Annotated in this window: 25 protein-coding genes; 16 read left to right on the top strand and 9 right to left on the bottom strand. The window is 37.2% G+C overall.

The window, feature by feature from the left end; genetic code table 11:
- Positions 1-57: 57 nt before the first annotated feature.
- Positions 58-516, top strand: a complete 459-nt coding sequence (locus ACH0CI_RS20570; protein ID WP_406902175.1) for a hypothetical protein — start codon at positions 58-60, stop codon at positions 514-516.
- A 255-nt stretch (positions 517-771) separates the two neighbouring features.
- A complete protein-coding gene (locus tag ACH0CI_RS20565) occupies positions 772-1,698 on the top strand; it encodes a manganese-dependent inorganic pyrophosphatase (RefSeq protein WP_014459925.1) in 927 nt (308 codons plus the stop codon).
- An 18-nt stretch (positions 1,699-1,716) separates the two neighbouring features.
- Here the strand turns inward: ACH0CI_RS20565 and ACH0CI_RS20560 are convergent, their stop codons facing one another.
- Positions 1,717-2,661 (bottom strand): alpha/beta hydrolase, encoded by a 945-nt coding sequence (locus ACH0CI_RS20560; protein WP_406902174.1) that lies wholly within the window; start codon positions 2,659-2,661, stop codon positions 1,717-1,719.
- A 225-nt stretch (positions 2,662-2,886) separates the two neighbouring features.
- On the opposite strand from ACH0CI_RS20560, the gene ilvD reads away from it, so the two are divergent.
- Positions 2,887-4,563, top strand: coding sequence for a dihydroxy-acid dehydratase (gene ilvD, locus ACH0CI_RS20555; protein WP_013083330.1), 1,677 nt, complete (start codon positions 2,887-2,889; stop codon positions 4,561-4,563).
- An 18-nt stretch (positions 4,564-4,581) separates the two neighbouring features.
- Here the strand turns inward: ilvD and ACH0CI_RS20550 are convergent, their stop codons facing one another.
- Positions 4,582-5,058, bottom strand: a complete 477-nt coding sequence (locus ACH0CI_RS20550; RefSeq protein WP_406902173.1) for a GNAT family N-acetyltransferase — start codon at positions 5,056-5,058, stop codon at positions 4,582-4,584.
- 295 nt (positions 5,059-5,353) lie between these two features.
- Here ACH0CI_RS20550 and ACH0CI_RS20545 point away from each other — a divergent pair, with 295 nt between their 5' ends.
- A complete protein-coding gene (locus ACH0CI_RS20545) occupies positions 5,354-6,142 on the top strand; it encodes a DUF4240 domain-containing protein (protein ID WP_406902172.1) in 789 nt (262 codons plus the stop codon).
- Positions 6,143-6,188: 46 nt separating this feature from the next.
- On the opposite strand, the gene ACH0CI_RS20540 is transcribed toward ACH0CI_RS20545, so the two are convergent.
- Positions 6,189-7,166 carry a DMT family transporter gene (locus ACH0CI_RS20540; RefSeq protein ID WP_406902171.1) on the bottom strand — a complete coding sequence of 326 codons (978 nt, stop codon included), beginning with the start codon at positions 7,164-7,166 and terminating at the stop codon, positions 6,189-6,191.
- Positions 7,167-7,251: 85 nt separating this feature from the next.
- Between ACH0CI_RS20540 and ACH0CI_RS20535 the strand changes: the two genes are divergently transcribed.
- Positions 7,252-7,809, top strand: a complete 558-nt coding sequence (locus tag ACH0CI_RS20535) for a helix-turn-helix domain-containing protein (RefSeq protein ID WP_406902170.1) — start codon at positions 7,252-7,254, stop codon at positions 7,807-7,809.
- 44 nt (positions 7,810-7,853) lie between these two features.
- Here ACH0CI_RS20535 and ACH0CI_RS20530 read toward each other — a convergent pair whose 3' ends face one another.
- Positions 7,854-8,138 (bottom strand): hypothetical protein, encoded by a 285-nt coding sequence (locus ACH0CI_RS20530; protein WP_028408390.1) that lies wholly within the window; start codon positions 8,136-8,138, stop codon positions 7,854-7,856.
- A gap of 95 nt (positions 8,139-8,233) precedes the next feature.
- Positions 8,234-8,572, bottom strand: coding sequence for a hypothetical protein (locus ACH0CI_RS20525; RefSeq protein ID WP_033579093.1), 339 nt, complete (start codon positions 8,570-8,572; stop codon positions 8,234-8,236).
- Between the two features lie 340 nt (positions 8,573-8,912).
- On the opposite strand from ACH0CI_RS20525, the gene ACH0CI_RS20520 reads away from it, so the two are divergent.
- The 6 genes from ACH0CI_RS20520 (at position 8,913) to ACH0CI_RS20495 (ending at position 16,594) form a co-directional block, all read left to right on the top strand.
- The gene (locus tag ACH0CI_RS20520) at positions 8,913-10,031 is read left to right on the top strand and encodes a GAF domain-containing sensor histidine kinase (protein ID WP_028413198.1); all 1,119 of its coding nucleotides are present in this window, start codon (positions 8,913-8,915) and stop codon (positions 10,029-10,031) included.
- 15 nt (positions 10,032-10,046) lie between these two features.
- On the top strand, positions 10,047-10,685 hold the full coding sequence (locus tag ACH0CI_RS20515) for a response regulator (protein ID WP_406902169.1): 639 nt from the start codon (positions 10,047-10,049) through the stop codon (positions 10,683-10,685).
- A 139-nt stretch (positions 10,686-10,824) separates the two neighbouring features.
- The gene (locus ACH0CI_RS20510; RefSeq protein ID WP_335708316.1) at positions 10,825-11,364 is read left to right on the top strand and encodes an NADPH-dependent FMN reductase; all 540 of its coding nucleotides are present in this window, start codon (positions 10,825-10,827) and stop codon (positions 11,362-11,364) included.
- The gene (locus tag ACH0CI_RS20505) at positions 11,364-12,581 is read left to right on the top strand and encodes an MFS transporter (RefSeq protein ID WP_406902168.1); all 1,218 of its coding nucleotides are present in this window, start codon (positions 11,364-11,366) and stop codon (positions 12,579-12,581) included. The genes ACH0CI_RS20510 and ACH0CI_RS20505 overlap by 1 nt, the downstream gene beginning before the upstream one ends.
- Before the next feature lie 132 nt (positions 12,582-12,713).
- The gene (locus ACH0CI_RS20500; protein ID WP_406902167.1) at positions 12,714-15,920 is read left to right on the top strand and encodes an SNF2 helicase associated domain-containing protein; all 3,207 of its coding nucleotides are present in this window, start codon (positions 12,714-12,716) and stop codon (positions 15,918-15,920) included.
- Between the two features lie 17 nt (positions 15,921-15,937).
- Positions 15,938-16,594: an MtnX-like HAD-IB family phosphatase gene (locus ACH0CI_RS20495; protein WP_406902166.1), complete on the top strand. Its 657-nt coding sequence runs from the start codon at positions 15,938-15,940 to the stop codon at positions 16,592-16,594.
- Positions 16,595-16,605: 11 nt separating this feature from the next.
- Here ACH0CI_RS20495 and ACH0CI_RS20490 read toward each other — a convergent pair whose 3' ends face one another.
- The gene (locus ACH0CI_RS20490; protein WP_406902269.1) at positions 16,606-17,700 is read right to left on the bottom strand and encodes an acetyl-CoA C-acyltransferase; all 1,095 of its coding nucleotides are present in this window, start codon (positions 17,698-17,700) and stop codon (positions 16,606-16,608) included.
- A gap of 13 nt (positions 17,701-17,713) precedes the next feature.
- A complete protein-coding gene (locus ACH0CI_RS20485) occupies positions 17,714-18,271 on the bottom strand; it encodes a biotin transporter BioY (RefSeq protein ID WP_335708312.1) in 558 nt (185 codons plus the stop codon).
- A gap of 153 nt (positions 18,272-18,424) precedes the next feature.
- Between ACH0CI_RS20485 and ACH0CI_RS20480 the strand changes: the two genes are divergently transcribed.
- The 3 genes from ACH0CI_RS20480 (at position 18,425) to ACH0CI_RS28270 (ending at position 20,958) form a co-directional block, all read left to right on the top strand.
- Positions 18,425-19,858: a class I adenylate-forming enzyme family protein gene (locus ACH0CI_RS20480; RefSeq protein WP_406902165.1), complete on the top strand. Its 1,434-nt coding sequence runs from the start codon at positions 18,425-18,427 to the stop codon at positions 19,856-19,858.
- Entirely contained in the window at positions 19,845-20,303 is a 459-nt protein-coding gene (locus tag ACH0CI_RS20475) for a GNAT family N-acetyltransferase (RefSeq protein WP_406902164.1), read from the top strand. Before ACH0CI_RS20480 ends, ACH0CI_RS20475 begins: the two co-directional genes overlap by 14 nt.
- Before the next feature lie 139 nt (positions 20,304-20,442).
- Positions 20,443-20,958, top strand: coding sequence for a YxiF family protein (locus ACH0CI_RS28270; protein WP_483880018.1), 516 nt, complete (start codon positions 20,443-20,445; stop codon positions 20,956-20,958).
- 294 nt (positions 20,959-21,252) lie between these two features.
- Here the strand turns inward: ACH0CI_RS28270 and ACH0CI_RS20470 are convergent, their stop codons facing one another.
- Positions 21,253-21,678: a hypothetical protein gene (locus ACH0CI_RS20470; RefSeq protein ID WP_406902163.1), complete on the bottom strand. Its 426-nt coding sequence runs from the start codon at positions 21,676-21,678 to the stop codon at positions 21,253-21,255.
- Between the two features lie 444 nt (positions 21,679-22,122).
- Here ACH0CI_RS20470 and ACH0CI_RS20465 point away from each other — a divergent pair, with 444 nt between their 5' ends.
- Positions 22,123-22,416 carry a hypothetical protein gene (locus ACH0CI_RS20465; RefSeq protein ID WP_406902162.1) on the top strand — a complete coding sequence of 98 codons (294 nt, stop codon included), beginning with the start codon at positions 22,123-22,125 and terminating at the stop codon, positions 22,414-22,416.
- An 84-nt stretch (positions 22,417-22,500) separates the two neighbouring features.
- Here the strand turns inward: ACH0CI_RS20465 and ACH0CI_RS20460 are convergent, their stop codons facing one another.
- Positions 22,501-22,866, bottom strand: a complete 366-nt coding sequence (locus ACH0CI_RS20460; protein ID WP_406902161.1) for a DUF3888 domain-containing protein — start codon at positions 22,864-22,866, stop codon at positions 22,501-22,503.
- A gap of 328 nt (positions 22,867-23,194) precedes the next feature.
- Between ACH0CI_RS20460 and ACH0CI_RS20455 the strand changes: the two genes are divergently transcribed.
- Positions 23,195-23,464, top strand: a complete 270-nt coding sequence (locus ACH0CI_RS20455) for a YesK-like family protein (protein WP_221779136.1) — start codon at positions 23,195-23,197, stop codon at positions 23,462-23,464.
- Positions 23,465-23,610: the final 146 nt, after the last annotated feature.

Raw genomic sequence — 23,610 nt, 5'->3', positions numbered from 1 at the left:
ATAAATAAGGACAAAATAATATATATTCTCTTTTTGAAAGTGAAAGGTGGAAAGATCATGGCGCAAATCGTAATGTGGGTGCTTTTTATCGGTCCTTGGCTATTGCTTTTTGCAGTTGATAAAGAGCGAGTAAAGCGGTATATGGCTGTATCGCTATTCGGAGTGGTATTGTTAACGGTGGTTTTTCAAATTGCAGATCGCTTTAACTGGTGGGAAGTCCATGAAACTCTTTTTTTCTTTGTTAATATGACGCCTTTTCCTTTTGGCATATTTATAATAGGAACGCTTTTTATTTTTTATTTTACCTATCCTGGCTTTTGGATGTTTATGATTATCAATGCAGCGTTCGATTTATTTCAGGCATTTGTCATGAGTCCTATCTTTGAAAAACTAGACATTTATACACTGAAGGGAATGAATCATTTTTTATTATTTGTACTAATGATGGTTATTGCTGTTCTACTTTTTCTTTATCAAAAGTGGCAAGATACTGCGTATAAGTTATCTATCAAGTGATAGAGAGACAGGTTGTGTTTTATCGTTAACTTTTATATAATGAACGTATAAAACCCTCTATTTATATCGGAAATAGAGGTGTTTTTACTGTGAAAAAGATACAAAATGGCAAAATATCTGCGGATGAACATCATTTTTCGCAAAAAAATTAAAATAATGTAAAAGTTTATGTTAAAATGGCAATGTTGCGTGAACGAATTAACTAACTTTACGCAAGAATGCTATTTACATACGTAAGAAGGAGAGAGATTTAAGATGGCAAAGACGTTAATTTTTGGACATAAAAATCCTGACACAGATACAATCTGTTCTGCAATTGCATACGCTGATTTAAAGAATAAATTAGGTGTAGACGCTGAACCAATTCGATTAGGCGATATTAACGGTGAAACGCAATTCGCTCTTGAAAAGTTCAACGCTGAACTACCACGTTTCGTTGATGAAGTATCTAAAGAAACAAATGAAGTTATTTTAGTGGACCACAACGAACGCCAGCAAAGTGCAAACGATATTGATCAAGTTCGTGTGCTTGAAGTAATTGATCATCACCGTATTGCTAACTTTGAAACAGCAGATCCTTTATACTATCGTGCAGAGCCAGTTGGATGTACGGCAACGATCTTAAACAAGATGTATAAAGAAAACGGCGTAGAAATCGAACCTAACATCGCAGGTCTTATGCTATCAGCTATCATTTCTGATTCTTTATTATTCAAATCACCAACTTGCACAGACCAAGACGTTGCAGCTGCTAAAGAATTAGCGGAAATTGCAGGCGTAGATGCAGAAGAGTACGGATTAGCAATGCTAAAAGCTGGAGCTGACTTAGGCGATAAAACAGCTTCACAATTAATTTCATTAGATGCTAAAGAATTCAGCATGGGCACAAGCAAAGTTGAAATTGCACAAGTGAATGCAATTGACGTAAACGACGTTTTAGTGCGCAAAGTTGAATTGGAAGAAGCGATTACTAAAACAATCGAAGAAAAAGGATTACAATTATTCCTTTTAGTTGTTACAGATATTTTAAACAGCAACTCTACTGCATTAGCATTAGGTTCTGCTGCTTCAAAAGTAGAAGAAGCATACAATGTAACGCTTGAAAACAATACAGCTGTCTTAGAAGGCGTTGTATCACGTAAAAAACAAGTAGTACCTGTATTAACATCTGTATTTGCTTAATAAAAAAACGGTTCGTGTCTACACACGAACCGTTTTTTTGTCTATTTGCACGTTAAGCCAATTTAGTATATCTTCTATCACTTCATCTTTATTTAATTCATTCAGCAATTCATGACGGCACTCTTTTAAAAAACGGTAACTTACATCCTGTAATCCTGCCTTTTTAAAGTCGTTATATACTTTGACTACGCCTTTTGTATAGTTGCCTACTGGATCTTGTTCTCCAGATACCAAATAAATAGGCAGGCCTGATGGAACTAGCTTTATATTAGCTAAGTTAGAGATTTGTTTGATTCCTGTTAGTAAGTCATAGAAAAACCCGGCTGTGAAAACCCCACCGCAATAAGGGTCATTTACATATAAATCTACAGCTTCATTATCTTGACTTAACCAATCAAAAGGTGTCCGAGCAGGATGAAATGATTTATTGTATTGTCCAAAAGAGAGTTTATCAAGCAAAGGGCTAGGAGATCGTAACCCTTTTCTCTTTATCTCTATTTGCGCAGCTAATATACCGCCCTGCAGTGAAAGGGAAGGAATGCTGCCAGTACCTGAGAGTATCACACCATGAATGTGCTCTGTATCCAATTGAATATATCTTCTCGTTAGAAAAGACCCCATGCTGTGACCGAAAAGAAAGATCGGTAGGTCGGAGTGTTCCGTCGAAATGTGCTTAGTCAGAGCAATCATGTCGTAGACTACTGTATCAAAACCATTTTCTTCAGCAAAAAAACGCTTGTCTTCATCTTTTAAAGCTGTTTGACCGTGACCTCGGTGATCATTCCCATATACGATATATCCATGTTGCGTTAATACATTAGCAAAGTATTCGTAGCGTCCAATATGTTCGGCCATCCCATGGGCTATTTGGAAAACGCCTTTTGCAGAATTGTTTTCAACATTCCATTTCTGTGCAAATATTTCTTTTTCCTGATGACCTCTGTAGTAAAAGGATTGTTTCATGCTCAGCATCCACCTTCTGTTTTCCTGTAAAATAAGGGATATATGTATATATTATACTAATTTATGCAGGTGATTTTACTATTTTAAAATAAAAAATGATTATTTTGTCATAAACCTTTACAAACCTTTGTGTGATTTGTTAAATTAGTATTTATATTAAAAATTATTAAACAATTTAAAAAGATTTAGTTTTTAATAGGTTAGATGAATACGGAGGGAATTATTGTGGCAGAATTAAGAAGTAACATGATCAAAAAAGGATTCGACAGAGCACCACATCGCAGCCTACTGCGTGCAGCTGGTGTAAAAGAAGAGGATTTCGGCAAACCGTTTATTGCGGTTGTCAATTCATATATTGATATTGTACCAGGTCATGTTCACTTACAGGAGTTTGGTAAAATCGTAAAAGATGCGATTCGCGAAGCTGGTGGCGTACCTTTTGAAATGAACACTATCGGTGTAGATGACGGTATTGCGATGGGACATATCGGTATGCGTTATTCATTACCAAGTCGTGAAATCATTGCTGACTCAGTTGAAACGGTAGTATCTGCTCACTGGTTTGATGGAATGGTATGTATTCCAAACTGTGATAAAATCACGCCTGGGATGTTAATGGCTTCATTACGTCTGAATATTCCGACAGTTTTTGTTAGCGGCGGACCAATGAAGGCTGGCGTAACGAGCGACGGCCGTAAGATTTCTCTTTCTTCAGTATTTGAAGGCGTAGGAGCTCATCAAGCTGGTAAACTTGATGATAAAGGATTACTTGAATTAGAACAATTTGGCTGTCCGACATGCGGATCTTGTTCAGGAATGTTTACAGCGAACTCAATGAACTGCTTAGCTGAAGCGTTAGGACTTGCTTTACCTGGCAATGGTACAATCTTAGCAGTTGCTCCTGAACGTAGAGAATTTGTTAAAAAATCAGCTAAACAACTTATGGAATTAATTAAATTAGATTTAAAACCACGTGATATCGTAACAGAAAAAGCAATCGACAACGCATTTGCTTTAGACATGGCGTTAGGTGGTTCTACAAATACAGTTCTTCATACGCTAGCTCTTGCGAATGAAGCTGAAATTGATTATCCGTTAGAACGCATTAATGAAGTAGCGGAACGCGTGCCTCACTTGGCAAAACTCGCTCCGGCTTCGGATGTATTTATTGAAGACTTACATGAAGCAGGAGGCGTATCGGCTGCTTTAAACGAGCTATCTAAAAAAGAAGGAGCTCTTCATTTAGATACGATGACGGTTACTGGAAAAACGCTAGGCGAAAACATTGCAGGATGCGATGTAAAAGATTATAACGTTATTCATCCAATCGATAAGCCGTTCACAGAAAAAGGCGGACTTGCTGTATTGTTTGGTAACTTAGCTCCAGACGGCGCGATCATTAAAACAGGCGGTGTTCAAGACGGCATTACTCGCCACGAAGGACCAGCAATTGTATTTGAGTCTCAAGACGAGGCGCTGCATGGTATTGCTAACGGAAAAGTAAAAGAAGGACATGTCGTAGTCATTCGTTATGAAGGACCAAAAGGCGGACCGGGAATGCCTGAAATGTTAGCTCCAACTTCTCAAATTATGGGAATGGGACTAGGTGCAAAAGTAGCACTATTAACAGACGGACGCTTCTCTGGCGCTTCACGTGGATTATCAATCGGCCACGCATCTCCAGAAGCTGCTGAAGGCGGACCGCTAGCATTTGTCGAAGATGGCGACCACATCGTGATTGACATTGAAGATCGTTCAATGAATGTTCAAGTTTCTCCAGATGTTTGGGCAGAACGAAAAGCAAACTGGAAAGGCTTTGAGCCAAAAGTGAAAAAAGGCTATCTTGCAAGATATTCTAAACTTGTAACTTCTGCAAGCACAGGCGGAATTATGAAAATCTAATAGCACAAAAAAGGCTCTCTACGGAGAGCCTTTTTCTTTACTAAAGCAACTGTGCAAAGAAGCCTTTTTAACACGTAAACTCTTTTTCATAATAACGTGTGGAATACCGTCTTCCATAAAGACATCAGAAGCAGTCTTATACCCTAATTTATGATAAAAAGGTTCAGCTTGAACTTGACCGTGAAGCTTAGATTGAGTTAAGCCTTCTTTTTTCGCTGCTTCTTCTAAGCTGGTCACCACTTCTTTTCCGAGCCCGTATTTTCTAAATTCCTTTAATACGCATATTCGCTCTATTTTGGCGTAATCGTCGACTATGCGGAATCTACCAGAAGCAGCTGGTTCGTTGTTATAATAAATCAACATATGTTTTGCCGTTTCTTCATGCTCATCAAATTCATCTTTTAAGGGCACGCCTTGTTCTTCAACAAACACTGTTTTACGTATACGGAATACTTCTTCAAGCTGCTCTTTTGTTGTAACATGCTCAATTTTCATTAAAATCCTTCCTTTTCTACGAATTTAGGCTTCTTTTTTGTATAATAAAAATACGTGATATAAAAAGAGTATAAAGGAAAAATAAAATGTTGTAAATGCAACAAAAAGCAACCAATAAACATTTTACACAAATTTGTGGTCATTACTCACTGTTTAAACGACCTCAACAATAGTAAAATCAACTGAAACATGTTAAAAAAGCAAAGAAAATGGATTATGAATCGCTGTGAATCTACATAAATTGTAAAAAGAGAACTATTCACAATAGTAGTGGGATGAAAAAGGGGAATGTATCATGCAAATAACCTTAGTGTATAAAGATGAGCAATCGAATAAATTTTGGAAAGTTGAAAGAAGAGACAGCAAGTTAATCATTCACTTTGGAAAAGTTGATACAGCCGGTCGCATGCAAGTGAAAGAGTTTGCTTCCGCAGAAGCTTGTGAAGCAGAAGCTGAAAAGCTGATTCGTACAAAATTGAAGAAAGGATATAAGCCTTTAACTTGTTCGATGCAAGTAATGAAAGACAGCACGATGTCAGAGTCTCTCTTTTGGGAATTGATAAAAAAGGCGAAGACAAAATTAGATGTCGATGAGCAAATGGAATGGCTCCGCTCCACGCTAGCGAAGCGTTCTGAAAAGGACATTTTTCGCTTTGATCAGCTACTAAATCAGCATTTTGATCAATCCTATACTTCTTCATTGTGGGCAGCAGCTTATATTGTAATGGGCGGTTGTTCAGATGATTGTTTTGATTATTTTAGAGCGTGGCTTTTATATCAGGGAAAAGACATATATTATAAAGCGATTGAATCTCCTGAGACGATGATTTCTGTACTTAAACCATTAGAAGCAGAAGGCTATGCTCCTCAATTAGAAGAATTACTTTCTGTAGCGTGTGAAGCTTACGAAGAAAAGACAGGTTTAGATAACGACTATTATTATGATAAATATGACCAGTTTGACCCAGTGTGGTACGATGAGCAAGATTTGGATCTTGATTGGGATGAAGATGATGAGGATGGTTTACAGATGCGATTCCCTGTGCTTTGGAACCGCTATTGGAACAATCATCTCGAATATTAAAAAGAGGAGATGAAAACCTTTAAACAGATTTTCATCTCCTCTTTTTTTATTTTGATAGAGTGCGTGACGGGGCGGCCGAAGACAGTTTTGTTTTTTTGTTTAGCATACTGTTCATAATCATTCCAATTACGATTATCGTCATACCAGCTAACGCAATCCCTGTTGGCATACGTCCATTTAATAAAAACACTTCGCCAAGCACGGTAAAAATCATGCTGCCTGATTGAGTTGCTTCAACCGCTCCAAGCAAACCTAAATTTTCTTTTGCCAAGTCTGTTGCGTAAAAGAACGTCATCGTAGCAATTACACCTGAACTCATTGCTAAGATAAAGGCTTGAGAAAATTGTGGCCCACTCGGGATACCTGTAGTAAAGAAGCCGTATATAGCGTAAATAATACTTAACGGAATGCTTCCTAACGCCATTCCTAAAACACGTTGGAACGTATCAAGCTTCCCGCTGCATATTTCCATCATTTTGCGGTTTCCAAGCGGGTATAAAAAAGCAGCGACAACAACAGGCAGAAATCCTAATATAAACTGCATAGCCGTAATATTTTCTGCTTCTTTTACCTGCATAAGAATCACGCCTATTAAAATAAACGCTGAAACGCTAAGCGTTTTTAGCGGGATTTTTCCTCTTACTTTTTTATATCCTTCTGCAGTTTGAACTTTTATAAAAAACAACGGAGAAAGTAGAGCTCCTGCTAGAATGGTCACTTGCCACGTTCCCGCCACCAGCCATGATGGTCCGAAAAGCGAGGAAAAACTTAAGAGAGAATAAAAACCTACTCCTGCAAGTGTACCCCAGCCCAGCCAAGACCACGGATGTTTTTTCATTTCCTTCCACAGAGGCATAAATTTCTTTTGCAGCAGTACTAAAATGAGTAAAATAGGAATAGCGAATAAAAAACGGAGGGATGCAGTCCATGCCCAACTCGTTCCAGATACATTCATTGCTCGGTTAACGATAAACGTAGCGGAAAAGAACATGGAAGATAATAGTCCCCATATTATTGCTTTCATTGTTTACCCTCCTTATTAAATATATTATAATATGTTAATTACTCAAAAAAGTTTATCATAATATATATCAGAAAGGAAGGAAGAAATGCATACGGAAGAGATGATTAAAAAAGTAGGCAGTGAATTACGAAAAATCAGGGTACAAAATCATTTGACACTGGATGAACTAGCTGAAAAGACAGGAGTCAGCAAACTCACGTTAGGGAAAATTGAAAGAGGAGAGACCAACCCTACTTTAGGGGTGATGTGGAAAATAACCACAGGTTTAAATATTCCTTTAACCAAATTAGTATCAGTGGAGCCTTCAGTATCCCTATCTAAGTGCGGAGAAGGATTTTCTCTCAAAGGACCAGATGAAGCGTGGAAAATCGAATTTATGTTTCAAAACCAAATGGATTCGACGATTGAAATGTACCGAGCCTTTCTTGCGCCTCTCGCTACATACCGTCCTGAACCGCATCACAAAGGATTAATTGAAGTAGCAACGGTAATGGAAGGCAAAATTGAAATGAAAATCGAAGAAGAGCTATACGAGCTAAAACAATTTGACTCTATAAAATTTGAAGGAAGTCACACACACTCATACAAAAATCTCGAAGAACGTCCCGCTGTATTACATCTACTAGTAAAATATGAACAATAAAGCGGCAGAGCCGCAGTAAAACGAACCATAAAAAATGATTCGTTTTACTGCGGCTCTAATAGCTGTTTATTCATCAGCTTGTTTTGATAGCTAATATATTTTTTTACTTTAATGATACTTAATGAATATTCTTCAATTAATCGGTGGATAGATTGAACCATACACTCTGGGTAATGATGTTTTTTCTGTAAATACACTTTATACTTTCGAATTTGTCTTTCGAAATATAAAATAACTTGCTCAGGCGTTTTTACCAGTAACGATTGCATGTATTCATTTACTTGCGTTTCAAGAAACGAATAGCGATTTGTGATAAAAAATGTCTTCATCTTATTTTCCTCCCTATATGTTAGTGGTACAAAAAAGAAACCCTTGTGCTAGGATTTCTTTTTTGCTTTTTATTTGAATCAGCTGTGCACAACTTTTAGGCACTGATACTTGAAATCGAAGACTGTCTATATTTTTTTATTTTGCATTTTATATATGTAGGCGTTTCGCCGAAAAGATTTGCTGCATGTGCAATAGCTCCGTAATACGTTTTAGCATCCATCATTTCTTTATTCACAATATAGTCATACAGGGATGATTCAATATCATCAACAAAAGCTAAAATGTGACGCTTTTCGAATAGGAGTTGATAAAGTTCATTAATTAAGTATGGGCTTTGATCAAATTTGTCTTGAAGCTGCTCTACTCGGTACTTTGTCATAGGCACTTCACACAAGATAATGTATCGTAACTCTTCTAAAAATAATTTATTCATCTTTCTCACATCCCTATTCTGTTAATAATTATATAATAGCACTATGCCTTCATATTTGGAAGCGTTTTCAATGGATTAATTTTAATATTTTTTCTTCTCATTTCCCTTCATTTTTTCTGTTCTTACTTGAATTATCTGTAGTATAGTTCGTTTTACGTAAAGACTCTAGCTAATTGTTAAACTACCTGACATACTTTTTGAAAATTTTATTATTGATGTTAAAAGGTCTTACATATCTAAGCGGAAATGCTTTAAAAATAACGTTCTTTGAGTCGGAACCAGCTTTAATTGTGATAAAATAAAAAATGGAAAATACATCATATAATATAGGAGAGAGGCTATGGAAAAAGATCATATTTCAGAGCTGAAGATTTTAAAAGACATTGCCGAGATTTTAAATGAAGGCACTAATTTACATACCATGCTTCATGATGCGCTTTTAAAACTGCTGCAAATCACAGATTTACAAACAGGATGGATCTTTTTTATTGATGAAAATGGAAAGCATGAGATGATTGCCGCTCAGCATTTGCCGCCAGCTTTATTAAATAAAACCGCTCAGCCTATGTGTAATGGAAGCTGCTGGTGTGTTGACCGGTATATGGATGGCCGGCTTCAAAAAGCGTCTAATATTATGGAGTGTAAGAGACTTGAAGATTCCGTCATTCATGAGTGGGGAGATACACATGACATTACTCATCATGCAACGGTTCCTTTACAAGCAGGGGATGAACGCTTTGGATTATTAAATGTAGCTGCCCCTCATAAAATTCATTTTGAACAGCGAGAGCTTGATTTATTAGGATCCGTCGCTCTTCAAATTGGCACGGCTATCAAGCGGATTAAGCTGACTCAATCTCAGCAGGAAGTAAAACTTATTGAAGAAAGAAACAGGCTGGCAAAAGACCTTCACGATTCTGTTAATCAGCTGTTGTTTTCAATTAATGTCACAGCCAAAGCCGGAAGCAGCTTAGCAAAAGATGTGCAGTTAAAAGAGACTTTTTCCTTAATCCAAGAAACCGCTCAGCATGCTCAAGTGGAAATGAAAGCTTTAATTTGGCAGCTTCGTCCTCAAGGATTAGAAAACGGCATTGTCAGTGCGTTAAAAAGCTATGGTCAAATGCTAGGGCTTAACGTAAAAGAACAAATTAAAGGAGTGTCCGTTTTGCCTGCTGTGATTGAAGAGACACTGTGGAGAGTCGGACAAGAAGCTTTTAATAATTGCCGAAAGCATGCGGGTACGGCAGAGGTACATCTAAACGTAAATATAAGCAAAGACCAAGTAATTATGAAAGTCCGGGATAGCGGCAATGGGTTTATGTATAGCCCTTCAGCAGAATTGCCGACGCTTGGGCTAAAAACTATGCACGAGCGAATAAAAAGATTAAATGGAAAACTATCTGTTACAAGCAGCATAGGAAACGGAACGATTGTGGAAGTATCTATTCCTCTTTCATAACGGAAAGGAGCGTACATGAAAATAAAGATTTTAATTGCAGATGATCACCACGTTGTCCGAAAAGGACTTGCCTTTTTCTTACAAACGCAGCCTGATTTAGAAGTTGTAGGAGAAGCTTCTAACGGGGAAGAAGCTATAAAGTTAGCGACATGTCTAGAGCCTCATATTGTGTTAATGGATTTATCGATGCCGGTTCTCGATGGAATCGAAGCAACAAAAGAACTAAAAAAACAAGCACCGCATATACAAGTCATGATTCTAACAAGCTTTTCAGATCAAGATCACGTGATACCGGCATTAGAAGCAGGAGCTTCAGGCTATCAGCTAAAAGAAAGCGATCCAGATGAACTTGTAGCGGCTATTCGAAAGCTAATGAACGGAGAAAATCAGCTTCACCCCAAAGTCACTACGCACTTGCTAACACGGTTAACCAAAAGCAGCGAAAATAAAGTCAATTTTATTGATCACTTAACAAAACGAGAAAAAGACGTATTAAAAGAAATTGCAAAAGGCAAAAGCAACAAAGAAATTGGTGCTGCCTTACATATTACAGAAAAAACAGTAAAAACACATGTGTCTAATATTTTATCGAAGCTTGGGGTTCAAGACCGCACGCAAGCTGCTCTATATGCTGTTCAGCATGGAATTTCCTAACCTACGACTTTAGTTGTAGGTTTTTCTCTGTTCACCTCAGTCTATATTGGTAGCTTTCTTTCTATCAATAGCATGACGAAAAAAAGTTCAATCATCTCTATACTATACATATAACCAAACGACAGAGGGGTAGATAAATATGAATATACTTATTATTAACGGAAGTCCTAGAGAAACAGGCCGAACAACACAAGTAACGAGAGAACTTCACAAAAGCTATCAAAGTTCTTTTCTAGATTTAAGTCAATTATCACTTCCTATATTCACCGGTGAACCTCATCAGTATGAAATAGAAGAAGTGAAAGTGCTGACTGAGGCAATAGAAAAAGCGGATGGTATCTTACTTGCGACGCCTGAGTACCACGGCGCTATGAGCGGAGCATTAAAAAACGCGTTTGACTTTTTAAACAGTGCGTATTTTGCACATAAGCCCGTCGCACTTGTAGCCGTATCAGGAGGAGGAAAAGGAGGTATCAATGCTTTAAACAACCTTAGAACCGTTACACGCGCTTTGTATGCAAATGTTCTATCTAAGCAGTGGGTATTAGACCCTGCAGACATCGTGGAAAAAGGAACTTTACGAAAAAACGCCGCTGACGGAATTCATGAATTAGTTAATGAGCTGACTCTGTATACACAAGTGTCTAAGCAAATTTTAGAAGCTAAGCAAAATGTTTGATGAAGGCGCTCTATAAGGACCGTCGCTTTCAAGCCGTAGTTGCTGCGAATGTTTTATCCTCTATTGGTTCCGGTATTACGATGCTTGCCATTCCTTTACTGTTAGTTGCATCTCCAGATGGAAATAAACTATTTGGCACGATTATGCTGATTATGACGGTGATTAGCTTTGTGGCTACTCCGTATATAGGTGTTCTTATTGATCGAATGTCACGAAAGAAAATGTTGTTAACCGTAGAATTGATAGGTTTTATCACGGTCATGCTATTTGTGATCGTTGGTTTTGTTACAGATTATTCAACGATTCACTACATCATTTTGTACGGAACCGGAAACCTTTACTACACGTTTTTTTATCCAACGATTTTTGCGTTAAATCAAGAAGTTTTTTCAAAAGATGTGTTTCAATCATTAAACAGTATTATGGAAATACAAGGCCAGCTATCGAGTATGCTGGCAGGGGCTGCAGCGAGTCTAGTCATTACCCGGTGGTCGCTTCAATGGATTTTAACAGTAGATGCAGCTACGTATATAGCTGCATTCCTTTTTCTATTGAGTATTCCATATAAACAAAGTAGTGAAAGAAGCGATAAAAAACACACTGCGATGAAAGAGGGATTAGCATTCATAAAAGAAAATCGCTCGGTATCTCTTTTTTTACTGCTTTCTTTTATGCCTTTCATTGCTGTGATGATGACGAACTATTTGTTTCCTATTTATCTGACTCAAGAATTGAACGCAAGTCCAGCAGCATACGGGATTGAAAGTGCTGTATATGGTTTCGGGGCGTTAACGGCAGGGATATTGATTGTATCTATTATGAAAAGAACAGGCACTGAGCTAGCCATTATGCTTAATATAAGCCTTTTTGCACTTGGAATATCGATCATCTTCTTTATGAAGCTTCTGCCCGTTTACTTTTCTATTGTGTTTCTTCTTGCTTTTGCAAATGCAGGTACAAGAGTAGCTCGAAATACGTTTATGATGCAAAAAATACCGAATATTATCGTGGGAAGAGTCGACAGCTGTTTTCGCTTTATCACGTTAGGGATTCGTATTTTATTGATTTTCTTCTTTACGTACGTTACGGATAATGATCGTATAGGTCTTGCTTTTTTAGGACTTAGCCTGCTTTTATTATCAACCGCAGGAGCAGGCTGGATACTTTACAAAAGAAAACAGCGAAAACAGTCTGCACTGCTTAAGAGTGTTTTATAATGTCTGTTGCATGTTATAATAGAAGAATTGACAAATAATGTTCAACGTTTATGACGTTGGACATTATTTGTTCTGAATAGAAATTAAACAGCAACAGCATTGACTGTTATGCGATTGGAAGATTGTGAAGCGATGATAAATAAAACATTAAACAAAGAACAATTAAAAGATTCGTACTCAAGCAGAACGTACTATAGAGGACACACGTATTACAAGCAGGGGCGTGTGCTTGATTTGGAATACAATGAACAGACCACTACGTGGACAGCATCCGTTCGAGGTGCAGAAATGTATACGGTAATGGTTGAACAAAAAGGAAATTCTTTTTATTCATTCTGCGATTGTCCTGCTTATCACGAGTTTTCAGAATGCAAACACGAAGTAGCTGTTTTATTAACCATTTGCGATGAGCGCGCAAAGCCGCAGCCAATTAAAACAAAGCCTTTTCGCCAAAGCAAAGAATACGAAAATGTAAATCATTTTATCGACTTATTTTCGATCTATCAGCAAACCATAAGCGACCATAAGAAATATGCAGATAAAGATCCGTTGAAAGTAGAATTTATTTGCAAGTCTTACTCAGAAGAATTTTTACGTTCAGAAGGAATGTACGTAGCGCTTGAAATGAAAGTAGGCGTTGACCGGACGTATGTAGTAAAAAACATTCAAGAATTTTTAACAGACGCTAAAGAATTCCAAACTCACGAATTTACCAAGCGCTTCGAATATGATCCTGCAGAACATTTTTTTATAGAAGAAGATAAGAAAATCATTGAGCTACTGATGGATATTATGACGAATGAATCATTTTATAAAAATTCCTATTCTATGTATCGTTCGTCCGCAAATAACAGAGAACTAATCATTCCATCTATCGTAGCCAAAGAGTTATTTAAACTCCTTAAAGATCGGAACTTTACATTTATTCATGAAGGGCATTCATATGAAAATATTATCTTTGCTGAAAGTTCAGCTCCTTTTTCATTTCAAATAAATAAGCACTCGGCAGCTGGATTTGAGCTAGACTTTACGGAACTTCATCAAGCTTCATTTTTTGATCGATACGGTTGGCTATTTTTAAAAGGGACGTTTTATGAGCTATCTCAAGATCAGCGTATGCTTCTTGAAGGCCTTCGGAAAACGGCTCCTTTGAAGCCAGTCGTACCTATAGCAGAAGAGCAGATGGGCAATTTTTTATCTCACGTCGTTCCGGGACTGAAAAAAGTGGGGAAAGTGGATATCGCAAAAGAAGTATCCCATCAAATTATTGCACCTGAACTAAAAGCAAAAGTATTTATTGACCGTGAGGATGAACAGCTGTTTGTGACGCTTCGGTACAACTACGGAGAGATTTCGATTAATCCATTTTCACCCCAGTCTGAAAAACACGATAAAATCTTGATACGAGATTTAGAAAAAGAAGACCGCGTTATGGACTTAATTGAAACGGCTCCTTTAAATATTTATAAAAACCAGCTGTACTTAAATCAAGACGAATACTCTCTATATGAATTTTTGTTTCATATTGTTCCAAAGCTTGATGAAATAGCGGATGTGTATATTACGGATGAGATGAAAGATTATGCTTATACGGATTTTTCTGCGCCAGTAACAACGGTTGACATTCAAAATAGTAATGGGCTATTAGAAATTAATTTTGATTTAGGAGACATTGATCATCAGACCGTTCAAGATGTTTTAAAATCTGTCTTAGAAAAGAAAAGCTATCATCGTCTAGATAACGGTGCGTTTATCCCCCTTGAAAATGAGGGCTTTGAACATATTCAAAATCTGTTTCGGGAGCTGAACGTAACGGAAAAAGATTTAAAGGATAACTCATTGCAAGTACCTTTATACAGAGGAATGCAAGTGGAAGAAATTATGAGTGCAGGTGATAAATCAGCGGCTAAGTTTGGCTCAGCATTTAAAACATTACTTACACAGCTCAAATCTCCAGAGGAAATGGATTGGGAAGTACCGGAATCCTTACAGGCATCCCTGCGTGATTATCAGCGTAATGGATTTAAGTGGTTTAAATCTCTGTCTCACTACTCTTTAGGAGGCGTACTGGCTGATGATATGGGGCTTGGAAAAACACTTCAAAGCATTGCCTATATCTTATCTGAAAAAGAGCTTGATGAAGACAGCAGTGCCTTTTTAATTGTTGTGCCGGCTTCCTTAATTTATAACTGGCGCAACGAATTGGACAGATTTGCACCGAATTTAAAGGTTCAAACCATTACAGGAACGCCGAGTGAGCGTGAGGAGAAGCTAAAACGCACAGCTGACGTATGGATCACATCTTATCCAACGCTGCGTCAAGATATTGATTTGTATCAGCACCTTCATTTTCATGCTTTAATTCTAGATGAGGCTCAGAGTATTAAAAATCATACAACAAAGACAGCAGTAGCTGTTAGGACTATTTCAGCTAAAAAACGTTTTGCGCTGAGCGGTACGCCTATTGAAAACTCACTTGACGAGCTTTGGTCAATTTTCCAGACTATTCTTCCGGGTTTATTTCCAGGGCTTCGCCAGTTTAAAAACATGTCATCGGAGCAGGTCAGCCGAATTGTAAGACCATTTTTACTGCGACGAGTAAAAAAAGATGTGTTAAAAGAACTGCCTGATAAAATTGAAACCACTCATTTATCTGAGCTGACTAAAGAACAAAAAGAGTTGTATGTAGGCTATTTAGAGCAGTTAAAATCATCTTTAGCCGGTGAAGATTTTAATAAAAACCGAATGAAGATCTTGGCGGGATTAACAAGACTCCGCCAGATTTGCTGTCATCCGTCTTTATTCGTTGAAAATTACGAAGGGTATTCAAGCAAATTAGAGCAGCTGCTTGAGATTACAAGAAATGCGGTTGCCAACGGAAAACGCTTGTTAATCTTTTCTCAGTTTACAAGCATGCTTCATATTATTCGAGAAGAGCTTCAAAAAGAAAATCTCTCATACTTTTATTTAGACGGTCAAACGCCATCAAAAGAACGAGTGGAAATGGCGGATCGGTTTAATAATGGAGAACAAGACATTTTCTTAATTTCACTAAAAGCCGGAGGCACGGGTTTAAATTTAACGGGAGCCGATACGGTTATTTTATATGACTTATGGTGGAACCCCGCGATTGAAGAACAAGCGGCAGGCCGTGCACACCGCATTGGACAAAAAAATGTTGTGCAGGTCATCAAGCTTATTTCTCAAGGAACCATCGAAGAAAAAATTTACGCCTTGCAACAAAAGAAAAAAGAACTCATCGAACAGGTTATTCAACCGGGAGAAACAATGCTTTCTAGTTTGACAGAAGAAGAGCTCCGAGAACTGCTTAGTATGTAGCAAAGGATGTGTGAGGAATGAAAAAATGGGCGTTTGTATCAGATTTTGATGGAACGATTTCAAAAAAAGATTTTTACTGGATTGTGATTGAAAAGTATTTTCCAGAAGGTGAAGAACTTTTCCGCCGGTGGAAAGCAGGAGAAATGAAAGATATTGATTTTTTATCTACTGTTTTTCAATCCATTCACCAAGAAGAACCGAAAATTTTAGAAGAAGTAGCGAATATTCCAATTGATAAATACGTGCCCGCTTTTATTAAAACTGTTCAGGAAAACGGCGGAGATTTTTATATTTTAAGCGCTGGAACAACGTACTATATTAAACCGCTGTTAGATAAATACGGTGTTGAAAAAGTGGAAGTTTATTCGAATGAAGGATATTTCCATCAAAACAACGTTCACTTGCGTCTAGATCCTGCTCACAGATGGCATTCAGAACGATACGGCATTGATAAATCTGCTGTTATTCAAGAACTAAAAGAGGCATACGAAACGATTTATTTTGCTGGAGACAGCGAACCGGATTCACATCCCGCAAAATATGCAGATGTTACCTTTGCGAAAGATTCTTTGCAAGATTTACTGCGCGAACAAAACGTTTCATTTGTTCCGGTTGAGACATTTAAAGATATTGAGCAATATTTGATGCAATATAATGTAATAAAAAAGGCATAAAAACAGCGGTATTATTTGATGACTTCAAATAATACCGCTGTTCCTATTCCGCCTCCGCTTCCTAAAGATGCTATGACATATCGCACGTCACGGCGCTTGCTTTCATAAAAAAGACGCGTAGCTAAAATAGCTCCTGATGCTCCGTAAGGGTGTCCTAGGGTCAATGCTCCTCCGCGAATATTCACTTTTTCTTCTGATATTCCCAGTTCTTGCATGCAAGCGACAACTTTAACAGCAAATGCTTCATTGATTTCAAATAAATCAATATCATCTACCGTAAGAGAATTTCGCTGCAAGATATTTTTAATCGCAGAAACTGGTGCAATAGCAGGGTAAAGAGGTGACACTCCTGAAATATCAGCGTCAATAAAACGCAAAACGGGCTGAAAGCCTAAAGCGCGTGCTTTTTGCTCTTCCATCATAAGCGCAATGCAGGCTCCGTCGTTAATTCCACAGCTGTTGGCTGCGGTGACGGTGCCTTCATTTTTTAAAAAGACGGGGCTGGCTTTTTGAAGAAGCTTTGTTAGGTTTCGTTTTTTCATAAATGCTTCATCGTGCATCACGTTTGGAAGAGGAAGCGTTTCTTCTTCAAACCATCTTTTTTCAAAAGCCTCCCAGCTTCTTTCATGGCTTAAAAGAGCATATCTGTCCTGCTGGTCTTTAGATATATTGTATCGTTGGGCCACGTTTTCTGCTGCAATTCCCATGTCAGGGTCACCAATTTTATCAGGAGAAAAACGTGCTCTTTTTTCAAATGGAGAAGTACTTGTACTTTCAACGCCTCCAGCTAAATAGCACGTTCCTGCACCTGCTTTTATCAAATAGCTGGCCATTCGAATCGCCTCTAAGCCAGCTCCGCACTGACGATCAATGGTCATTCCCGGGATAGAAAAAGGGAGGTCCGCTTTTAAAGCGGATAACCTGGCTACGTTTCCTCCTGGACCTACAACATTTCCTAAAATAACGTCATCAATTTCATGTTCAATTCCAGCGCTAAGCCGTTTTAATAAAGGAGCTGCTAGCTCTTGAACATGAAAATCTTTCAGTAGACCGTTTTCTTTTCCAATGACCGTACGCTTCGCTTTTATAACTACTGCTTGATAGATAGTCATCACTTCCTTACATAGAAGCCGTGTTAGAACGGCCAGGTACCGCTACTGCTTTTCGAACTTTTGTAATTAAATACGCCGCGACCACTGCTTTTATACAGTCACCTGGAAGGTAAACGAAGCTTAGCTGAAGGGATTTTAGAAATGGAATGTGAAGCTGCATTGCCTGCACGGGAATGCCACATGCGTATACTAACACAATCCCAAATAACACATTTACGGCAAATGCCTTTGCAACCGTTATATTTCTTAACCTTGATAGTGTCCAGCCAATAAAGAAAGCCGCAAACACATAGCCAATGATATACCCAGCACTCGGACTCAAAAATACGCCAATTCCTCCGCGCCCTCCAGCAAGTAAAGGAACGCCAGCTGCTAGTAAACATAAAAAAAGAAATTGACTTAAAGCTCCTAATCTAGCTCCAAGAATTCCTCCCGACAGCATAACACCCATAGGCTGAAGAGTAATTGGAACAGGTGTAAAAGATAAAAAAATAGGAGGGACGAGTCCTAGAGCTCCCATTATAGCCGTGAATAAAGCAACGTACGTCATATCTTTTGTTTTCATCGTAAACCTCCGCTATGTAGGATAAAACATGACTATCGTATCTTATTAAACTTAAATTAGTCAACTTAATTTTTGTTAAAGTTTACATTTCTCTTTTCTCAAACCCGTATTTACGGTACACTAAAAGTAAAATAAAAAGGAGCTTACGGAGTAATGAATCGAATTGAAGAACTAGTTTTTAATCAGTGTCAACAAACGCCGGACAGACTCGCACTATCGGATTCTGTTAATAAGCTAAGCTACGGTCAAATGTGGGATCGTGTATGTAAAGCCGAAAAACGGCTGAAAGAAAAAGGGATGGAAAAAGGAGAGCTCGTTGCGTTAAGTATGCCAAACAATGCAGAAGCTGTTGTGTCATTTTTAGCGATTTTAAAAGCTGGTGGAATTGTGATGCTTTTACATAATGAGCTAACAGATGCTGAAGTGGATACCTATTTTTCTATTCAGTCCCCGAATTGGCTATGGAAAACGTCTTCTTTAACTAACATAACAAAAGAAAAACCAATCCTGCCTATACGGCAAGTGAATGCACTGTCCGATTTATTTTTATTTGGATTTACCTCTGGATCAACAGGGAGACCGAAAGGATTTGTAAAATCGCATCATTCTTGGTCTTCATCATTTCAAGAATGGTCGGACGTATTTTCTTTACAGAAACATGAAAAAGTACTTATCCCCTTACATATTTCGTATTCCGCGCAGCTTTATCCGGTTTTGCATGCGCTTTGCAGCGGGATGCACGCTATCATGCTAGAAGCGTTCACACCTTCGTCTGTTTTTAACAAGGAAGCTAGCTGTATGTCTATTACACCTGCATTAATTTCTCCTTTGCTTCGGTACATACAAAGCAGACCGAAAGAAAAACGACTTTTGCCACAGACCGTGATTTCAGTAGGAAATAAATTATCGCCTTCCGTTCGAAAGAAATTTTCACAAGCGTTTCCTAACTCCTCTCTTTATGAATATTACGGATCTTCTGAAATGGGATTTGTTACGGTACTTTCACCACATACCGCTGAAACGCTGCCTCATACAGTAGGTTATCCTGTTGACAGTGTAGACGTTTTAATCTTGAACGAACGTGGAAAAGAAGTAGAAAAAGGAGACAAAGGAATACTGTTTGTGAAAACAACTCAAGCATTCGAAGGGTTTGTTAAGGACAGCGAAGAAACGAACCGCTCATTTTTTAACGGATATGTTACATCGCATGATATTGCGGTTCAGCTTCCAGACGGAAACATTACCATCGTAGGAAGAGACAAAAATGTAATCAAAAGCAGCGGAAGCTTAGTATATGCTGAAGAAATTGAAGAGCTGCTACTACAAATACCGGGCGTTAGCGAAGCAGCCGTTTTTAGCGTAGCAGATGCTGAACGTTCAGAAGTCGTAGGTGCAGCAATTGTCTTAGAGAACATTTCTCTTTCTGATGTAAGACAAGCGCTGACAAAACGAGTATCCTTTTATAAAATCCCGCGCGTATGGAGAGTTTTAACGTCCTTTCCGCGAATGAAAAATGGTAAAATTGACAAAGCAACGATATACAGCTACTTTACAGAGAAAGAAGGGAAGACATATGATTTCATTTGAACCCGTTACAGCTGATACGATGTATATTGTGTCAGAGATTATCAATTCAAACGAAGCTTATAACGTGTTAGAAAACGGTAAAAAAGAGCGGAGTGAAGAAGAGCTTTTTAAAGAATACATGAATGAAAAAACGGACAGTTATTTTATAAAAGCCGACGATACATACGTAGGGGTTATTGATTACATGAAACAAAATCCTAACGATGATCATTCGTGGATTGGAGCTTTTATTATTCATAGCGCCTATCACAATTTCAGTTTCGGAACGCAGGCGTATCTAGCGTTTGAAGAGAAGCTAAAGGAAGAGGGGCTTTCTGTTCTACGTCTTGGGGTTCTGTCTCAAAACCCTAGAGCCAAGCTGTTTTGGGAACGCCTTGGTTTTACCCAGTACGCCACTAAGCCGCTGCACCATAATCAAGTTAACTGCTTGGAAAAAGAACTGTAAGAAAATCCGTGGATTATATCCGCGGATTTTTTATTGTACTGGAATGCAAATGGAAGAGGTCCGTATTTTCACGTGGTAGATGGGGTAAATCCTTATAAAAAAGGTAGATATGATTAAATAAGCACCCGTTACCCAGAAAATCGTTCAGGATACAAAAAGCGAGGGAAGAACAATAGATAACTATTTAAGAAAAGAAAAAATAGCTGAATTAAAGAGAAAAAACTACTTAAAAAGAGCTGAAGAAGATTTCAAAAAATGCATTCCAGATATTTCATCGTTTGAGATAAATAACGAAAAAGTTTACCTGGACAAACTAGAGTTTATTTATTCATTAGAGCTTAAACTTAAGGCATTCTTCAAACATGATGAACAAAGAATAAAAGTTGAATTAGAAGAATTTCAAAACAAAATAAAGGTTGATCTCAATCAAAAAGTTGTAATTTACAATGGTAGAAAACATGAACAACTGCCTAATTTAATAATTAAATTAAAAGATTTTTATGAAGACTCAGAAAGTGTATTAGGTTATACAGAAGCTAATAATTCTGAAGATTATTTCTGGTTCATACTTATAAATGTTAATGAGAAATTTGGCATTTTCATCAGTGAAGATGAGTATGGAATGGACTCAATTTTCTATTGGGGAATTGAATAAAGAAGATTAAATTACAATGTTTTATAAAAACTGTACCTTCGATTATTTTGAATCTAGGTGCAGTTTTTTTGCACTTATTGGTTTCCACATGATTAAGGGTGTTTTGTTCTGACGCACTATCAAGATTCGATTTGAATCCATCACTTTTTTCTAACAAGAACGTTCGCAAAGTTTTATGTGTTTTAGAGAACGTTCGTATAATATTTCAAAACTTAAACGAACGGTGAAAATGATAGATTTTCTATATAAATCAAAAGTTCGTAAAAGTATACTTTTACGGACTTTTCTTTTTTATCATTTGAATGTAAAGACTTTTCTTATGCTCAAATTATTATCTCTATACAAAGAAAATTGGTATTTTCCTGCAGAAAGTTTCCCTGGACTAATTTTAAATTCGTAACCCGAAGTGGCCTCGTCATTAGGAATAGTTTCTTCCATCAAAACATTACTCTTATCCCTGATATTAGCTAACTTTAGTACAAATTTTTTATTTTGTTTTTCCTTTTCCGAATTGCCTTTAAAATATGTAGAGACAATTATCTCCTTGTTTCGATCCACTTTATTTCGTGGATTAATGATTTGTTGAGATTCATCATTTGTTTTATACCCTATTTCTATATTATCTCTTTTAATTTCTCCATCATCTTTGAGTATAAAAAAGAAAAGAGCAATAGAAATCAATAGAACAAATAAAATCAAAAAAACTTTACCTTTTGACATATAAATTACCTACTTTGTTATATTATAGTAGATTTATACCATAATAACGTTTTATTCACAACAGTATATACAAAGGAGCTTTTCAAGGTATTAGAACGTATAAGTCCGTAATTTTATATTTTTTTGAAGGTCTTTTTCAATTTTAGGATAATGTCACAGGTCTATGAATATTTTCTTACGGTTAAAGAACCGATAATCATTGTTTGTTATTTGAGATGTAGGTAGTACAAGGTAAAATAAACTAATTGGGAGTTCCATATAGGAAACAAAGAAGTATGAATTTCTAAATAGCAAACCACTTAACTAGACAAATTATTGAAAAAACATCATATTTATAAGTATTGTGTTTGAATATAAACTAGTTAAAGGGGTTTTACTATATTGAAGTTAGTTTGTAAAAGTTGCGAAATAGACATTTCTAACGTATTAACAGAACTAAATGACATGATCTTACTCAAAGAGGAAATGGAGGAAGATTATATTCCTCAAGGTTATTTCTTAATTGTTGATGAAGATGATGAAGTTGATAAAAAAGGTACAATTATTATAAATATGAAGGACCTAATCAATTCTAAGCATCATCCAGATGGAGATCGTTTAAACGGATGCTGCGGTTTAGATGGTTTAGACGGTATGAACAGAGTCTGTTTAAATGGTCATGAAATTGGTACTGAGAATTCAGATTGCTGGATGCCTCATTACATAGCTATAAATCCGAATATGGTAAAATTAATATAAATATTTTCCCGTTACTTTGCTATTTACTTCAATCAATACAAGAAAAAAGCGTCAGAAACGTTTCTAACGCTTTTTATTTACCCATTATCCTTCAACCTTTAGAATCTTGACTTCATTGCTCACCGAAAATGTAATCACCAAAGGTCCTTCAGGTGGGTTGTGTGGACCTGTAAATGTGTGGTATTTCACCTTCACCACGAAATCATAGTTCGAAAATCCACTGGATACACGCTTCAAACTTAAAATATCTGCATTCCATAAACTATAACTACGATCAGGATATTTCGTTCGAATGGCTTTCTCCGCATAGGGATTCAGCAGCATCAAAAAGGCATCATAGAAATCCGTATGCTTTTGTTTGATGGACGGTTTGGGAGTAGCTTCTGTACAGGTGGCTATTGCTCCTGTTAAGCAAAGGACAAGAGCTGTGACGACCATGAATCGTTTCATCCGTTATTCTCCTCGTAGTACTTGTTTTAGTTAGTTTCCCCATATGAAGATATACGATACAGAGGGTGAAAAAACGATATTGGAAGCTTACTTTTATGCAAACATAAACGCTTACAGTGTCTCCTAAAACGTTGCTGTACCACGATGTATAAAATTCTGCATAAATGATAAAACGAATAAGCAAACAAGCCCTTGTGTATCAAGGGCTTGTTTTTATGATGTGTACCGGAAAGAGTGTTTATGTAAACTAGGATTGTATAACATATACATAGTGATTTCACTCAATATTATTGTTAAAATGGAATTAAAAGGATAAAAGGGGTATTCTATGGATGTTAAGATCATTTTAGGGACGATTGTAGCTGCTTTAGTATTGGCGTATATATTTCATTCACTTCAAAGAAAAAGAAACTCTGATAAACACATAGGAGATAAAGTTTTTAACATTGGGTTTGTCATTTCTTTAACTATAATTGCAATTAGCATTTTGGTAGTAGGCGGATGGGATGGAATGGCTTTGGGAGCACTAGGAGCTTATTTATTGTTTCCATCATTAAGTGGACTTATTTTTACTAAGCTTTTGATCAGATATAACTAATAAAGTGTTAAGCATATTTGAAGCCTTTAGATTTATAAATCTAAAGGCTTTTTTGTACCGATAATCTGGATTATGGTGCGACAAGAAGTCGCTTTCTTACAGTGTAGCTAACGCTACTCATCTAGACGCGAAGATGATCTCCATCC

The sequence above is a fragment of the Priestia sp. 179-F W1.4 NHS genome, assembly GCF_045369295.1.
GTDB lineage: Bacteria > Bacillota > Bacilli > Bacillales > Bacillaceae_H > Priestia > Priestia zanthoxyli.
This window is presented reverse-complemented; position numbering and strand designations above follow the sequence as displayed.

Excerpts from the sequence above, each read along its gene's own strand:
- ACH0CI_RS20570 (WP_406902175.1), top strand. The coding sequence starts at position 58 with ATGGCGCAAATCGTAATGTGGGTGCTTTTTATCGGTCCTTGGCTATTG.
- ACH0CI_RS20565 (WP_014459925.1), top strand. The coding sequence starts at position 772 with ATGGCAAAGACGTTAATTTTTGGACATAAAAATCCTGACACAGATACA.
- ACH0CI_RS20560 (WP_406902174.1), bottom strand. The coding sequence starts at position 2,661 with ATGAAACAATCCTTTTACTACAGAGGTCATCAGGAAAAAGAAATATTT.
- ACH0CI_RS20550 (WP_406902173.1), bottom strand. The coding sequence starts at position 5,058 with ATGAAAATTGAGCATGTTACAACAAAAGAGCAGCTTGAAGAAGTATTC.
- ACH0CI_RS20545 (WP_406902172.1), top strand. The coding sequence starts at position 5,354 with ATGCAAATAACCTTAGTGTATAAAGATGAGCAATCGAATAAATTTTGG.
- ACH0CI_RS20540 (WP_406902171.1), bottom strand. The coding sequence starts at position 7,166 with ATGAAAGCAATAATATGGGGACTATTATCTTCCATGTTCTTTTCCGCT.
- ACH0CI_RS20535 (WP_406902170.1), top strand. The coding sequence starts at position 7,252 with ATGCATACGGAAGAGATGATTAAAAAAGTAGGCAGTGAATTACGAAAA.
- ACH0CI_RS20530 (WP_028408390.1), bottom strand. The coding sequence starts at position 8,138 with ATGAAGACATTTTTTATCACAAATCGCTATTCGTTTCTTGAAACGCAA.
- ACH0CI_RS20525 (WP_033579093.1), bottom strand. The coding sequence starts at position 8,572 with ATGAATAAATTATTTTTAGAAGAGTTACGATACATTATCTTGTGTGAA.
- ACH0CI_RS20520 (WP_028413198.1), top strand. The coding sequence starts at position 8,913 with ATGGAAAAAGATCATATTTCAGAGCTGAAGATTTTAAAAGACATTGCC.
- ACH0CI_RS20515 (WP_406902169.1), top strand. The coding sequence starts at position 10,047 with ATGAAAATAAAGATTTTAATTGCAGATGATCACCACGTTGTCCGAAAA.
- ACH0CI_RS20510 (WP_335708316.1), top strand. The coding sequence starts at position 10,825 with ATGAATATACTTATTATTAACGGAAGTCCTAGAGAAACAGGCCGAACA.
- ACH0CI_RS20505 (WP_406902168.1), top strand. The coding sequence starts at position 11,364 with ATGAAGGCGCTCTATAAGGACCGTCGCTTTCAAGCCGTAGTTGCTGCG.
- ACH0CI_RS20500 (WP_406902167.1), top strand. The coding sequence starts at position 12,714 with ATGATAAATAAAACATTAAACAAAGAACAATTAAAAGATTCGTACTCA.
- ACH0CI_RS20495 (WP_406902166.1), top strand. The coding sequence starts at position 15,938 with ATGAAAAAATGGGCGTTTGTATCAGATTTTGATGGAACGATTTCAAAA.
- ACH0CI_RS20485 (WP_335708312.1), bottom strand. The coding sequence starts at position 18,271 with ATGAAAACAAAAGATATGACGTACGTTGCTTTATTCACGGCTATAATG.
- ACH0CI_RS20480 (WP_406902165.1), top strand. The coding sequence starts at position 18,425 with ATGAATCGAATTGAAGAACTAGTTTTTAATCAGTGTCAACAAACGCCG.
- ACH0CI_RS20475 (WP_406902164.1), top strand. The coding sequence starts at position 19,845 with ATGATTTCATTTGAACCCGTTACAGCTGATACGATGTATATTGTGTCA.
- ACH0CI_RS20470 (WP_406902163.1), bottom strand. The coding sequence starts at position 21,678 with ATGTCAAAAGGTAAAGTTTTTTTGATTTTATTTGTTCTATTGATTTCT.
- ACH0CI_RS20465 (WP_406902162.1), top strand. The coding sequence starts at position 22,123 with ATGATCTTACTCAAAGAGGAAATGGAGGAAGATTATATTCCTCAAGGT.
- ACH0CI_RS20460 (WP_406902161.1), bottom strand. The coding sequence starts at position 22,866 with ATGAAACGATTCATGGTCGTCACAGCTCTTGTCCTTTGCTTAACAGGA.
- ACH0CI_RS20455 (WP_221779136.1), top strand. The coding sequence starts at position 23,195 with ATGGATGTTAAGATCATTTTAGGGACGATTGTAGCTGCTTTAGTATTG.